The sequence below is a fragment of the Massilia sp. P1_C10 genome (genome assembly GCF_056406475.1).
Genome location: NZ_JBFUAC010000007.1, coordinates 130,969 through 144,639, shown reverse-complemented (window position 1 = coordinate 144,639; position 13,671 = coordinate 130,969). Strand labels below are relative to the sequence as shown.

Annotated in this window: 13 protein-coding genes; 7 read left to right on the top strand and 6 right to left on the bottom strand. The window is 65.2% G+C overall.

Annotation, left to right across the window (positions count from 1 at the left end):
* Nucleotides 1-182 precede the first annotated feature (182 nt).
* Entirely contained in the window at nucleotides 183-1,580 is a 1,398-nt protein-coding gene (locus tag AC1D02_RS16300) for a sensor domain-containing protein (protein WP_477318696.1), read from the top strand.
* 66 nt (nucleotides 1,581-1,646) lie between these two features.
* Here AC1D02_RS16300 and AC1D02_RS16295 read toward each other — a convergent pair whose 3' ends face one another.
* The 3 genes from AC1D02_RS16295 to rpoD form a co-directional block, all read right to left on the bottom strand.
* Nucleotides 1,647-2,534: an alpha/beta fold hydrolase gene (locus AC1D02_RS16295; RefSeq protein WP_477318694.1), complete on the bottom strand. Its 888-nt coding sequence runs from the start codon at nucleotides 2,532-2,534 to the stop codon at nucleotides 1,647-1,649.
* Between the two features lie 71 nt (nucleotides 2,535-2,605).
* Nucleotides 2,606-3,004 (bottom strand): GFA family protein, encoded by a 399-nt coding sequence (locus AC1D02_RS16290; protein ID WP_477318692.1) that lies wholly within the window; start codon nucleotides 3,002-3,004, stop codon nucleotides 2,606-2,608.
* Nucleotides 3,005-3,161: 157 nt separating this feature from the next.
* A complete protein-coding gene (gene rpoD, locus AC1D02_RS16285; RefSeq protein WP_477318691.1) occupies nucleotides 3,162-5,663 on the bottom strand; it encodes an RNA polymerase sigma factor RpoD in 2,502 nt (833 codons plus the stop codon).
* A 554-nt stretch (nucleotides 5,664-6,217) separates the two neighbouring features.
* Here rpoD and AC1D02_RS16280 point away from each other — a divergent pair.
* From AC1D02_RS16280 to AC1D02_RS16270, 3 genes are all read left to right on the top strand, one after another.
* The gene (locus AC1D02_RS16280) at nucleotides 6,218-6,685 is read left to right on the top strand and encodes a ProQ/FINO family protein (RefSeq protein ID WP_477318689.1); all 468 of its coding nucleotides are present in this window, start codon (nucleotides 6,218-6,220) and stop codon (nucleotides 6,683-6,685) included.
* Nucleotides 6,686-6,695: 10 nt separating this feature from the next.
* Nucleotides 6,696-7,283 (top strand): 3'-5' exonuclease, encoded by a 588-nt coding sequence (locus tag AC1D02_RS16275; RefSeq protein ID WP_477318687.1) that lies wholly within the window; start codon nucleotides 6,696-6,698, stop codon nucleotides 7,281-7,283.
* Between the two features lie 239 nt (nucleotides 7,284-7,522).
* Entirely contained in the window at nucleotides 7,523-8,074 is a 552-nt protein-coding gene (locus AC1D02_RS16270; RefSeq protein WP_477318686.1) for a hypothetical protein, read from the top strand.
* An 82-nt stretch (nucleotides 8,075-8,156) separates the two neighbouring features.
* Here the strand turns inward: AC1D02_RS16270 and AC1D02_RS16265 are convergent, their stop codons facing one another.
* On the bottom strand, nucleotides 8,157-8,279 hold the full coding sequence (locus AC1D02_RS16265; protein ID WP_477318684.1) for a hypothetical protein: 123 nt from the start codon (nucleotides 8,277-8,279) through the stop codon (nucleotides 8,157-8,159).
* Between the two features lie 133 nt (nucleotides 8,280-8,412).
* On the opposite strand from AC1D02_RS16265, the gene AC1D02_RS16260 reads away from it, so the two are divergent.
* A complete protein-coding gene (locus tag AC1D02_RS16260; RefSeq protein WP_477318682.1) occupies nucleotides 8,413-9,120 on the top strand; it encodes a c-type cytochrome in 708 nt (235 codons plus the stop codon).
* A complete protein-coding gene (locus AC1D02_RS16255; protein ID WP_477318944.1) occupies nucleotides 9,120-10,391 on the top strand; it encodes a c-type cytochrome in 1,272 nt (423 codons plus the stop codon). Before AC1D02_RS16260 ends, AC1D02_RS16255 begins: the two co-directional genes overlap by 1 nt.
* A 468-nt stretch (nucleotides 10,392-10,859) precedes the next feature.
* On the opposite strand, the gene AC1D02_RS16250 is transcribed toward AC1D02_RS16255, so the two are convergent.
* Nucleotides 10,860-11,981: a type IV pilus twitching motility protein PilT gene (locus tag AC1D02_RS16250; protein ID WP_477318680.1), complete on the bottom strand. Its 1,122-nt coding sequence runs from the start codon at nucleotides 11,979-11,981 to the stop codon at nucleotides 10,860-10,862.
* Nucleotides 11,982-12,144: 163 nt separating this feature from the next.
* Here AC1D02_RS16250 and AC1D02_RS16245 point away from each other — a divergent pair, with 163 nt between their 5' ends.
* A complete protein-coding gene (locus AC1D02_RS16245) occupies nucleotides 12,145-12,864 on the top strand; it encodes a hypothetical protein (RefSeq protein ID WP_477318678.1) in 720 nt (239 codons plus the stop codon).
* Here AC1D02_RS16245 and AC1D02_RS16240 read toward each other — a convergent pair whose 3' ends face one another.
* Nucleotides 12,865-13,503, bottom strand: coding sequence for a class I SAM-dependent rRNA methyltransferase (locus tag AC1D02_RS16240; protein WP_477318676.1), 639 nt, complete (start codon nucleotides 13,501-13,503; stop codon nucleotides 12,865-12,867).
* Between the last annotated feature and the right edge of the window lie 168 nt (nucleotides 13,504-13,671).

Genomic DNA, 13,671 nt, shown 5'->3' with positions numbered 1-13,671 from the left:
ACCAACTGTTGCTCCGCGGAGTCGTTTACTGATCACCTCGACAATACGAAACGCGCCTACGGGCGATTGGCTCGCTTCCATTTTTTGGGTGACGAAACGACAGCGTTTGCATCCTGCCAATCGCGCAATTTTGAACCTGCACGACGGCCGCGCGATGCGAAATCGGCTACACTCTTTTCAACATGGAAACCAAAGAATTCACACTTTCCAGCAATGTCCTGGACCTGCTGCTCGACGCCGTCTGCGCGGTCGATCCGGCCGGCCGCTTCGTGTTCGTCAGCGCGGCGGGCGAACGCATTTTCGGCTATCCGGCACATGAGATGGTCGGCAGGGCCATGATCGACATGGTCGCGCCGGAGGATCGCGCGCGCACGCTGGCGCGGGTCGACGACGTCATCGCCGGGCCGGCCGATCACCTGTTCGAGAACCGCTACGTGCACAAGGACGGCCACTACGTCGACATCATGTGGACGGCGCGCTGGTCCGAAGCCGACCAGCTGCGCATCGCGGTGGCGCGCGACATCACCGAGCGCAAGCGCGCCGAGCGGCTGCGCGCGGCGCTATACGCCATTTCCGAGGCGGCCAACTCGGTGGCCAGCCTGCCGGCGCTGTTCGCGCTGGTGCACCAGATTGTCCGGGAGCTGCTGCCGGCGCCGGGATTCACGGTCGCGCTGCACGACGCGGCGCAGGACCAGGTGACGCTGGCCTACCACGCGGACGATCAGGGCATGCCGGCGGCGGCGGCGTTGTGCGCGCACGTCGCGCGCAGCGGCCGGCCGCTCCTGCTGACGCCGGACAATCGCGACGTGCTGCCCGAAGCGCTGCGCGCCGCCGGCGCGGCGGCCGCGCCGTTCTGGCTGGGCGCGCCGCTGGCGCCGCGCAGCGGCACCATCGGCGCGCTCGCCGTGGCCAGCGTGTCCGGAGCGGCGCCCTACACGGAGCAGGACCAGGCGCTGCTGCTGTTCGTCACCGCCCAGGTGGATGCGGCGATCGAGCGGATGCAAATGCAGCTCCAGCTCGAGCACATGGCGCGCCACGATGCGCTGACCGGGCTGCCGAACCGCCAGCTGTTTCACGACCGCCTCGAGTCGGCGCTGGCGCGCGCCGGCCGCAGCGCGCAGGGCTTCGCGCTGCTGTACCTGGACCTCGACAAATTCAAGCGGGTCAACGACCGCTTCGGTCATTCGGCCGGCGACCTGTTGCTGGAGGAGGTGGGGGTGCGCCTGCAGCACTGCGTGCGCGAGGCGGACACGGTGGCGCGGCTGGGCGGCGACGAATTCGTGGTGCTGCTCGAAGCGGTGGCGACGCCGCAGGACGCCGAACACGTTAAGCAGAAGATCCTGCAGGCCTTCGGGCGGCCGGTGGACATCGGCGCGCGCGAGATCGTCATCACGCCGAGCATCGGCGTGGCGATGTACCCGGATCACGGCGACAGCGTGCTGCAGCTGCTCGACTACGCCGACGCGGCGATGTATGCGGCCAAGCAGCGGCGGGTGAAGGAAAATCCGCTGCCGGCGCATGCAGCATCGGGGGTCAGGTCCGTCGGACCTGACCCCGCCTTTGATGATTCGCTCGCATGACTAATCTGGTGGTTTTGCCGGCGACGCCGTCAACCCCGGGGGCCAACGGACCTGACCCCATCTTCTTCAATCACCAAGGAATGACTTCACTTCTGCCTGAAATAAGGCCGGCTGGTCCCACATGATGAAGTGCGAGCTGGCCGGTATCCGTTTGAGCTTTGCGCCCTTCAGCGGCGTGTAGGCCATCTTGTACAGGCCGTCGATCTTCTCGTCGGTCAGGCCTGGCGCTTTCGGCGTCACGTACAGCACCGTCGTCGGCGCCGTGATGCGCGCCAGCTCCGGCGTCAGGTCGGTGACGATCAGCTCGTGCATCGCGCGCGCCGACACGTCCGGGTCGCTGGCGAGGGAGTCGTCCATCGCGCCGGTGCGCATCGCGACGGTGTCGATCATGCCGTTCAGGCTCGCCTCGGCGCGCGCGCGGCGTGCCGCCGGTTCGGCCGCGCGCGACGCCGCCAGCCAGCCGTCGGCCATCGGCTTGACGCTTTGCGCGGTGGTGCCGGGGGGGCCGAACAAGGCACCCATGAATGGCACCATGTCGACCACCATCAGCTTCGACAGTGATTCAGGATGGCGCGCGGCCAGCATCAGGCCGACCGTGCCGCCCATCGAGTGTCCAATGACGACCGGCTTATTGAGTCCATTCGCGGCGATGTAGCGGGCCACCTCTTCAGCCACTGGCGCAGCCACGGAACCGTCGGCGTTGGCGCCGGCGGGACGGCCGGCAAATCCAGCCATCTGCACCAGATGGTAGCGGTGGTTCGGCTGCGCGGCGATCAGTTCGCGCCACACGCGCGGCGACGAATTCAAGCCGTGGATCAGCACGACGTCGCTGCCCTTGCCTTCAGTCGCCACGCTGATGCGGTCGAGCTTGAGGTTGTCGCCGAAAGCGGGCGTGAATGCGAAGGCGAACAGCGACGCAAGGAAGGTGCGGCGGACAAAGGTGGGGATCGGCATCGTGGCTCCTGGTTAAGGTTGACACATAGTCAATCAGTCGCCGTCGAGCTGTCAAGCTTTTCGAAGCGCGGTCACAAATGGCGCCACTCCGCGGGTGGCGAGTGCCAGTTGTCGTTGCGTCCGTCCAGGTAAGTGATCGGCGCATTCGCGAGTTCTTCTGCCGACGCGTTGTCGAGGCAGCTCACATTCACGGCGTAAAAATCTCCCCAGCGCGGTGACTTTCCGGTGCCGAAGGAATTGACGCCGCAGTGCCGGCAGAACAGGTGCTCGTCGGTCATGGTATTGAACTGATAGCGCGTCAATTCGTCGTTGCCAGCGAGCAGGCGAAACGACGCCGGTTGGACAATCGCCGGCCAGAACCGGTACTTGGTGCAGATCGAGCAGTTGCAGCGGATGGTACCCTGGCTGAGGTCGATGTCCGCCTCGAAGCGCACCGCGCCGCAATGGCAACCGCCGTGATACGTTTTCATTCGCCCTCCTTGACAATGTTGACACATGGTCAATCATGCACCGTCGGGCTGTCAAGCTGGATGCAGCGACTGGGGGTCTGATCCCGCGGACCTGAGCCCAAAAGCAAAAAACCGCGTCCCCTTGCGGAGGACGCGGTTTTCTCTCATGCCGCGGGAATTAGCCGTTGTGCAGGAAGCTCTTGAGCTTGTCCGAACGCGACGGCTGGCGCAGCTTGCTCATTGCCTTCGCTTCGATCTGGCGAATCCGCTCGCGCGTGACGTCGAACTGCTTGCCCACTTCTTCCAGCGTGTGGTCGTTCGACATCTCGACGCCGTAACGCATGCGCAGCACTTTCGCTTCGCGCGGCGTCAGCGAGTCCAGCACTTCCTTGATGACGTTGCGCATCGAGGCGTGCAGCGCGGCGTCCAGCGGCGCCAGCGTGGCGTTGTCTTCGATGAAGTCGCCCAGCTGCGAATCGCCGTCCTCGCCCATCGGCGTTTCCATCGAGATCGGCTCTTTGGCGATCTTCATGATTTCGCGGACTTTGTTTTCCGGCATTTCCATCTTCAGCGCCAGCGTCGCCAGGTCCGGCTCGCTGCCGGTTTCCTGCATGATCTGGCGCGAGATGCGGTTCATCTTGTTGATGGTCTCGATCATGTGCACCGGCACGCGGATGGTGCGCGCCATGTCGGCGATCGAACGCGTGATCGCCTGGCGAATCCACCAGGTCGCGTAGGTCGAGAACTTGTAGCCGCGGCGGTATTCGAACTTGTCCACCGCCTTCAGCAGGCCGATGTTGCCTTCCTGGATCAGGTCGAGGAACTGCAGGCCGCGGTTGATGTATTTCTTGGCGATCGAAATCACCAGGCGCAGGTTGGCCACGGTCATCTCGCGCTTGGCGTGGCGCGCACGCTTTTCGCCGGCCGCCATCTGCTTGTTGATCTTGCGCAGGTCGGCCAGCGGCAATGCCACGCGGGCCTGCAGCGCAATCATGCGTTCCTGGTGCTGCTTGATGGCCGGCACGTTGCGGCCCAGCACGGCGCTGTACGGATAGTTCGCGCCGACTTCCCCATCGACCCAGTCGAGGTTCGTCTCATTGCCCGGGAACACTTTGATGAAGTGTGCGCGCGGCATGCCGCAGCGATCCACGCAAATGGCCAGAACCGCCTTCTCGATGTGGCGAACTTCGTCCATCTGGCCGCGCAATGTGTCGCACAGCTTTTCGACGACCTTGGCGGTGAAGCGGATGCCGAGCAGCTCGTTGGAGATGACTTCCTGCGCCTTGACGTAGTTTTTCGAGCCGTAGCCGTCCTTTTCGAAGGCTTTCGCCATCTTTTCGAACTGCGCTTCGATGATCAGGAACTTGTCGAGCGCGCCGCGCTTGAGCTGGGTCAGCTGCTCGGCCGAGAAACCGGCCGCGCCGCCATTGGCGTCGCCGTCTTCTTCCTCGACATCTTCTTCTTCGTCGTCCTCGTCGTGCGGCACGTGCGGCGCGGCCGGGGCCGGGGCGTTCGATTCGTTCAGGTCGACGAAGCCGTCGACTACTTCATCGACCTTGATTTCGTCGCGCTCGATCTTGTGCGACAGCGCGATGATCTCGGCGATCGTGGTCGGGCAGGCGGAAATGGCCTGGACCATGTCCTTCAGGCCTTCTTCGATGCGCTTGGCGATCTCGATCTCGCCTTCGCGGGTCAGCAGCGCCACGGCGCCCATCTCGCGCATGTACATGCGGACCGGGTCGGTGGTACGGCCGAAATCGGAGTCGACCGTCGACAGCGCGGTCGCGGCGGCGGCTTCGACTTCGTCGTCGCTGGTCGCGGTCGGCACGTTGTCGCTCAGGATCATCGTATCGGCGTCAGGGGCGCGCTCGTACACCGCGATGCCCATGTCGTTGAAGGTGGCGATGATGCCTTCGATCGCTTCCGGATCGATGATGTTCTCGGGCAGCTGGTCGTTGATCTCGGCGTGGGTCAGGTAGCCGCGGTCCTTGCCCATGTTGATCAGGTTCTTGATCTGGTTGCGGCGGCGCTCCATGTCCGCTTCCGACACCTTCGGATCGGCTGCCAGCGCACCGGCGAGGCCGCCCTTGGCCTTGCGCTCTTTCGCTTTCGACACTGCCTTCAGCTCGGCGCGCTCGACCGCGTTCAGCGCCGCGACTTCGTCGTTCTCGGGCGTGAACTCGCTCGGCTTGCGGCCGCGGCGGCCTGGCACCTTCACCGACGGCAGCAGGTAGCCGGAGGTGTCGATCTGCGCCAGCGTGGCGGCGTCGGTGACCTGGCTGACGGCCTGGCCGGCGGTGATGATCACGGTCGGCTCGACGTCGGTCTTGCGGACGCGAACCTTGGCGACCTTCGGCGCGGCAGGCGCGTCGGCGTCGGCCGCTTCGGCTTCGGCCTGCTTCAGCGCGGCCAGTTTCGACACGCGCTTCTTGACGACGGTGGTCGCCGGCGCTTCGGCCACGACCGCCTCGACCGCTTCGACCTGGGCGACTTCGGCGTCGGCCTTGGCCGCGGCGGCGACCGCCAGGCGCGAACGCGTCTTGACCACCGTGACCTTGGCGGCGGCTTCCCCTTCGATGAAGTAGGAAGTCGCGGTTTTGGGCACGGCCAGTGGCGCGGCCTTGCGTGGCGCAGCCTTCTTGGCGGTCAGGGTCAGGGTCTTGGCGGTGCTTTTCGTCATATAAACTCTCCAGTCGCGGCCGGTGCATGCCAGCGAAGTCAAAGATCCACCGTGGCCCGGAGCGGCGGGCCCGATGGAAGGAAGTTCGGGGGATTGCCCCTATTTCGGGGCTATTTGCCTGATATCAAGCACGGCAGGTTGCGTTCGAGGGCGGATTCGGGTGCTGAAATCAACATGGCGCTGTGCATGGCAGAAAGAAAAAAAGCCCGATCCTGGAACCGGGCTTGAATCTAATTTCCGAGGAAAGTAGAGGAGACAGGTGCCATTATGCCGCATTGCTGCACCGCACGATAATTGAAATATCCTATACCGGATATAACGTAATCGAATACCGTGCGGAAACAAACCTTTCCCCCAAGCTCTTCGGAGCGTCTGCGCTGCCTCAAGCCGTGCGCAGAGCAAGGGGCGGATCATACACGATTTCGCCCTGCGGCGCGCGCGGCGCGGCAACGGCGCGGCGGCGGGCGTATCAAAACAACAGGTCGGCCAATTGCCGCAGCACAGGGGAAAGGTCCCATGCTATCCTTCCGGTTCCAGTTCTTACTATGAAGTCAATGAATACACCTAGCCCTGTCGTCGAAGAAACCGTCGACACCCCGGCCGCCGCACCGGTCGCGCCTGCCGCAATGAGTGCGCGCACCCTCCTCAAGCAACTGCAGCAACAGTTCCCCGCCTTCGGCAAATGCCTGCCGCTGGCCATCGGCATCGACAAGCAGCTGCTGGCGCGCATGCCCGAGCTGGACCGCAAGACCATGCGCGCGGCGCTCGGCATCCACACCGGATCGCTGCGCTACCTGCGGGCGATGGAAAAGGCCACCGTCCGTTACGACCTCGACGGCACCGCCGGCGCCGAAGTGACCGAGACGCACCGCCTGCACGCCAAGGAAACCTTGCAGCAGCGCTTCAAGAAAGAGGCCGAGCGCAAGAAGGCCGAGCGCGATGCGGCGCAAGCCGAGGAAGCGGACCGCCTGCGCGCCGAAAAGCTGCAATTGCTGGCCTCCAAATTCTCCCGTAACGGCTAAGCCCGTTCAGATGCAGATCGACCAGGAAGTGGTGTTGCCGCCTTACGACGGCATCCGGCTGGAAAACGTGCGCATGGTCAAGTCCGACAAGGACGCGGCCGACGCGCTGGCCGCGCTGATGCGCATGGATGTGGTCGGCTTCGACACCGAATCGAAACCCACCTTTCTCAAGGGCGAAGTGTCGACCGGCCCGCACCTGGTGCAGCTGGCCACGGACGACACCGCCTACCTGTTCCAGATCGGAGCGATGCCGGCGGTGGAGGTGCTGAAGGCGGTGCTGGAGTCGCCGACGATCCTGAAGGTGGGCTTCGGCCTGGCCGACGACGTCAAGCGGCTCAAGGTGAAGCTGGGCATCGACACGGCCAACGTGGTCGACCTGGCCAACGCGCTGAAGAAAAAAGGCGAGCGCAATGCGCTGGGCGCGAAGACCGCGGTGGCGCGCTATTTCGGCCGCGCGCTGCAGAAGTCGAAGAAGATCACCACCACCAACTGGGCGCTGCCGCGGCTGTCGGAAAAGCAGATCCTGTATGCGGCCGACGACGCGCACGTGGCGCTGAAGGTGTATCGCCGCTGGCGCGAGGAACAGGCTGCGCTCTAGTCGCGTTCAGGACGTCCGAATCCTCGAGCGTATGCGACTTCGGGGTCAGGTCCCGCGAACCTGACCCCATTTTGGCCGGCGCCATCCGCCGCACCTCCCTCCCGCGCGTCGCGCAATGCTCGAATTCAGCCAATATATCTATCAAGGCCAATCGGCATTCCTTGGCTGCGCCGCCTTTCCTGTCCTAGACTGAGTGTGTTCGAGGTCCGCGCGGCGAATCCGCGCAAGGGGCGGAAGTCATGTTCGAGAAGGATCGTTTCATCGAAAATTGCATCCAGGCCGCGACCGAGGGCCAGGATGCGATGCGCGAAGTGATGGCGGAGGCGGTGTCGGACTGCGCCGCCGTGATGGACGTGTTCGGCACGCCGGAACATGCCGGCATCACACCGATTTACAGGTCGCCCGAGCTGACCATCATCAACTTCGTGTGGGCGCCATACATGTGCCTGATGCCGCACAACCACCAGATGTCTGCAGTGATCGGCATCTATTCGGGGCGGGAAGACAATATTTTCTGGCGCCGGACGACGGCGCGGATCGAAGCAGTCCAGGCGAAAACGCTGGGACGCGGCGAGGTCGCTTTGCTCGATCGCGACGTGATCCACTCAGTGCTCAATCCGATCGGCAAAATGACGTGCGCGCTCCACATTTACGGCGGCGATTTTTTCGCGCCGCCCGTGGCCAGGAGCCAGTGGGACCACGAAACGCTGGTCGAAGGGCCGTTCGATATCGACAAGGTCAAATCGATTTTCCGCGACGCGGAAATGCGATCCCGCGTGACACAATCATGACGTGAGCGAGCGATTGTGCAGGGAGCCAGGAAGGACCGGGCTACTCTGCGCGGAGATGGTACTGGCCGACAGCGGGGCGATTTCAGACGTTGAACCACTGCCTGATCGTGTACAGCGCCCGCTCGGAGTGCTTGTGCGTGATGTGCGCGGCGACGGTTGCCGCCGCCGCGAGGAGGATGCCCAGGTCTTCCTGCCACCAGTGCATGTTTCCTGACCTTATCCCAAAAGCGCGTTTCCGAATAAGCGGCTTTGAACCTTGGGAGTCCGCCAAAATCTTGCCAAATGCGCTATGCTAGCGCTTCCGCGCCCAGCGCCGCGCGATCTTTGAGCGACTCCCGATGCCCTTGTCAGCACGCCCGCAGCGCCTGTGCGCGTTAGCAACACTTTGCGCCCTCGCCCTACCCGCGCCGGCTGCCGACCGTCCCGCGGTGCTGCCCGACACCATGGCGCAGCGTGTCATCGCCTGCACTTCCTGCCACGCGAAAAACGAGGGCAAGGACGCGTTCTTCCCGCGCATCTCCGGCAAGCCGGCCGGCTACCTGTACAACCAGCTGGTCAATTTCCGCGAAGGCCGGCGCACCTATCCGCTGATGACCTACATGGTCGATCACATGCCCGACGCCTATCTGCAGGAAATCGCCGGCTACTTTTCGGCCCAGCACCTGAAGCCGCAGCCGGTCCAGCCGACGACGGCCGCGCCCGCCGTACTCGAACGGGGCCGCTTGCTGGTGACCGAAGGCGACCAGGCCATCAAGGTGCCGGCCTGCATCGCCTGCCACGGCGAGCGCCTGACCGGCGTGGCGCCGGCGATCCCCGGCCTGGCCGGCTTGCCGCGCGACTACGTCAATGCCCAGTTCGGCGCCTGGAAGAACAAGGCCCGGCGCGCAGAGGCTCCGGACTGCATGGCCGAGATCGCCGCGCGCCTCAGCGTCGAGGATGTCGCCGCGATCTCCAGCTGGCTCGGCCAGCGCCCGCTGCCGGCCGACCCGGCGCCGGCGACATCGGTCACGCGGCCGCTGCCCATCGCCTGCGGCAGCGCCCCATGATTAAGAAAATCTTATGCATGGTGGCCGTGCTGGCCGCGCTCGCCCTGCTCGCAGCAATCTACGCCTGGCCGCGCGCGCAGTTCATCCCTGCCGCCTCGCCGGCCGCCTTCGCCGCCACGCCCGACAACATCGCGCGCGGCGCCTACCTGGCCCGGGCCGGCGACTGCATGGCCTGCCACACGGCGCGCGGCGGCGCCGCCTACGCCGGCGGGCGCGCGATGCAGACGCCGTTCGGCGCGCTGTTCGTGCCCAACATTACGCCCGACCGCGACACCGGCATCGGCGCCTGGAGCGCGGACGATTTCTGGGGCGCCCTGCACAACGGCAAGGCGCGCGACGGCCGCCTGCTGTACCCGGCGTTCCCCTACGTGAACTACACCAAGGTCACGCGCGCCGACGCCGACGCGCTGTACGCCTTCCTGCACAGCCTGCCGGCGGTCAGGCAGGCCAACACGCCGCACCAGCTGCGCTTCCCGTTCGACAGCCAGCTCGCGGTGGCGGCCTGGCGCCTGGCATTTTTCAAGCCGGAGGTATTCCGCCCGGCGCCCGGCCACGATGCGCAATGGAACCGCGGCGCCTACCTGGTCGACGGGCTGGGCCATTGCAGCGCCTGCCATGCGACGCGCAATGCGGCGGGCGCCAGTGTGCGCGGCCTGGGCGGCGGGCTGATCCCGAGCGTGAACTGGTACGCGCCTTCGCTGACCTCGGACGCCGAAGCGGGCCTCGGGACCTGGGAGGTGCCCGAGATCGTGCAGCTGCTGAAAACCGGCGTGTCGCCGCGCGCCACCGTGTTCGGGCCGATGGCCGAAGTGGTTGCGCGCAGCCTGCAGCACGTCAGCGAGCCGGACGTGACGGCGATGGCGGTGTACCTGAAGTCGCTGCCGGCCACCAAAGCGGAGGCGCGCGCCGAGATCAAAGGGCCGCAGGTGGACCAAGTGGTGGCGCAGGGGAAGCGGCTGTACGAGACGCACTGCGTCGATTGCCACGGCGCCGACGGCAAAGGGTTGCCGCCGGCGTATCCGCCGCTGGCCGGCAACCGCGCGCTGACGATGGACTCGGCGGCGAACGCGATCCGCATCGTGCTCAATGGCGGCTTCGCGCCGGGGACGGCCGCCAATCCGCGGCCGTACGGGATGCCGCCGTACAGCCACACGATGGACGATGAGGAAGTGGCGGCGGTGGTGACCTACCTGCGCGCCAGCTGGGGCAATCGGGCGCCGCCGGTCAGCGCGACGGCAGTGAACCGCTACCGCAGCACGCCGCTGGACTGAAGCACGGCGGTGAAAGCGAAAGCAGCGGTGTCGAAACAAGCGGAACCAGCGGGGTCAGACCCGCTTTAAAAATGCAAAAACCCGGTCCAGGCAAAACAACAAACGGGGTTGCTCCGTTTCAGGGTGAATGGCTCCAGGACCGAACCGCGCGCGCCGTCAGTCGCCGCGGGCCGCCGCCGAATAAAAGACGGGTCTGACCCCGATGTAAGAGACGCGTCTGCCCCCGATGGGAACGAGGTCACACCATGTTAGCGAAGCCGATGCGGTCGGAGAAAGCAGCGGGGTCAGACCCGCGTTAAAAATGCAAAAAACCGGTCCAGCCAAAACAACAAACGGGGTTGCTTCGTTTCAGGATGAATGGCTCCAGGACGGAACCGCGCGCGCCGTCAGTCGCCGCGGGCCGCCGCTGAATAAAAGACGGGTCTGACCCCGATGTAAAAGACGCGTCTGACCCCGATGGGAACGAGGTCACACCATGTCGGCGAAGCCGATGCGGTCGGTGGTCGCGGCGCGGGCGTCGTCCACGCTGATCTTGTGCCCCGACAGCAGCGTCTCGAGCGAGGAATTCATCGTGTGGCAGCCCTGGTCGCGCGCGCCGTTCATGTGGGCGCGGATGCCGGAAATGTCGCCCGCCTCGAGCATGCGCGTGATCGCCGGCCCCGGCGTCAGGCACTCGGTCGCCAGGTGATAGCGGTTGCCCTCCGACGACGGCAGCAGCGCCTGGCACAGCACGCCGCGCAAGGCATGCGCCAGTGCCTGCGCCTGCGCGTCCGAATTGCCCAGCAGGCGCAGCATCTTCTGCAGCCCCAGCTCGGTCGAGCGCGCGTGCAGCGACGCCAGCACCAGCGGGCCCGATTCGGCCAGCGCCAGCGCTTCCTGCGCCGTCTGCGCATCGCGAATCTCGCCGATCACGATGACGTCCGGCCGCTCGCGCAGCGCGTCGAGTGCCCCCAGGTAGTAGCTCTCGACGTCGCCGTCCAGCCCCACTTCGCGCTGCGTGACGATGCACTTGCGCTGCGGGATCAGGGTCTCGACCGGGTCTTCGATGGTGATGATGTGGCCCGAGCGGTGCTTGTTGATCTCGTCGAGCATCGAGGCGATCGTGGTCGACTTGCCCTGGCAGGTGTCGCCGATGATCAGCACCAGCCCGCTGGTCAGGCGCGCGAACTCCTGCTCGTCGCGGTGCAGGCCCAGCTCGGCCAGCGCGATCGGCTCCTTGGGGAAGCGCCGGATCACGCAGCCGAGCCGTTTCTTGCCCTGGAAGGTGAAGCAGTTGGCGCGGATGCGCGCGGTGTGCAGGTCGATCGAGCGGTCGAAGGCGCGGTCGGCGATCCGCTCGGCCCAGTTCGGCTCGATGACTTCGAAGAATTCTTCCAGCTCCTCCTTCGTGATCGGCGAGTCGGTCACCGCCACCAGGCCCTTCGGTTGGCGCAACATCAGCGGACTGTTCTGGTGAATGATGATGTCGGAGAAGATCAGCCGCGAGTTCAGCAGGTGCAGGATCTGCTCGACCAGCGTCCCGAACACCGGGTGGTCTTCATTTTCGACATACGTCAGGGTGCGAATCTGGGAGGACTGGTGGTTTTCCATCGGAAGCTCTCGGCTGAACAGGGTTGCGAATGCGCCAATTATAAAACCACTCCGGCCCAAAAAATTGCATAACCGAAAGATAAATTGTGAATGCGAATAGTGCTTGGCAAACGGCCGCGCGGGGCGCAGGATATTCACATCGGTAAATTCGTCGGAGGCCGCCGTGAAAAAATCCCACATTGTCCGCATCGCGGTGTTCGCCGCGCTGCTCGCCCTCGTCCTCTGGATGATCCCGCGCCCGTCCGCCGCGGCGCCCGCGACGGCCGACACCTTCACCCAGCGCTGCGAACGCGAAATGCGCCCCATCATTGCCGTGCACACCCGCGCCCCCGACTTCGTGGTGCACAACACCGTCTCGAGCCGGGTGCTGAACACCAAGGGATCGTACGCGGCCACCGGAGAGGCAGTGCTGGGCATGACGGCCAGCAGCACGCGGGCGGAAATCGACGTGGACGGCCCGGCGCTGACCGATGTCGACAATGCGCGCGAGTGCATCGCCCCGCGCATCACCGTCGAACTGAGCTACCATCCGCTCGATGTGTATGTCGCGCGCGAATTTCACCCGATGTCGTGTTCCTACCGCGCCGTCTACGAGCACGAGATGCAGCACGTGAAAGTCTATATCGACAACCTGCCGCGCATCGAACAGCGCGTGCGCCAGGAGCTGCTCACGCGCTACGACGCCGGCCCGCTGTACGCCCCGCTGCACCACGGCCTCGACGTGCTGCACGGGCAGATCGAGAGTTGGCTGCGGCCCCTGATCCTGAAAGAACTGGCGGCGGTGGAAGTGCAGCAGCACGCGCTCGACAGCCGCGACGAAACCGAGCGCCTGTCGCATTCGTGCCAGGGTCAGATCGCCGCAATGATGGGGAGCAGCTTCTGATCAGCGCAAGCGGTTGCGGTGCCCGGTTTTCAGGTCCAGCGAAAACTTCACGCCGCCTTCGGTGACAGTGACGTCGTCGGGCGGCTCCTCGCCGGCGAGCGCGCCGTCGACCAGCGCCAGGCCCTCGCCCTTGCGCACCAGTTCGTCGCAACGCTCGTAGACATTCTTGCAGCCGGTGCCGGCGATCAGCGCCTGCACGATCGCCACCTTCCACGCATCGACGCCGCCGGCCTGGAATTCGCAGATCAGCCAGCCGTCCGGGCCGCCGAAGGATTCCACCAGCAGGCCAGGCAAGCCATCGGCTTCGGCGTTGACCAGCCTGACCACCTGGTCCGGCCTGGCTTTTTTGGCCGCCGGCGCGCTCTTGGCCAGCGCCGCCTGGACGCGACCCTTTATCAGCGCGTGATCGACCGGCTGCGCCTCGTCGAAGGTCCAGACCCGCGCGCGGATCTGCGACTTCGAGTTGTAGGCGGCGCGCGCGAGGAACTTCTTCGACGACGACTGCACCACGGCGGTCGAGCCGGGCTTCATTTTCTCGTTCGGCTTGCCCTCGACTTTTTCGATCGCGGACGCGTAAATCCAGGGTTCGCCGGCCAGCAGGCTCTTTTCCTTGCCCTGTTTGATGGTGATAAATAACATGGGATTCCAATAATGTGACGTGCCGGACGCCTGTCCGGGCCCGCCATGATACCGCCTCGGGGGCGCAAATTTGCATTCTGTCCGGCCCGGCGCGCAATCTGTCGCAAACGCCAGCCGCGCCGAGCGCGGTTTTCCTACTATATGGTCAGACTAGAACCTCTCCTGAAA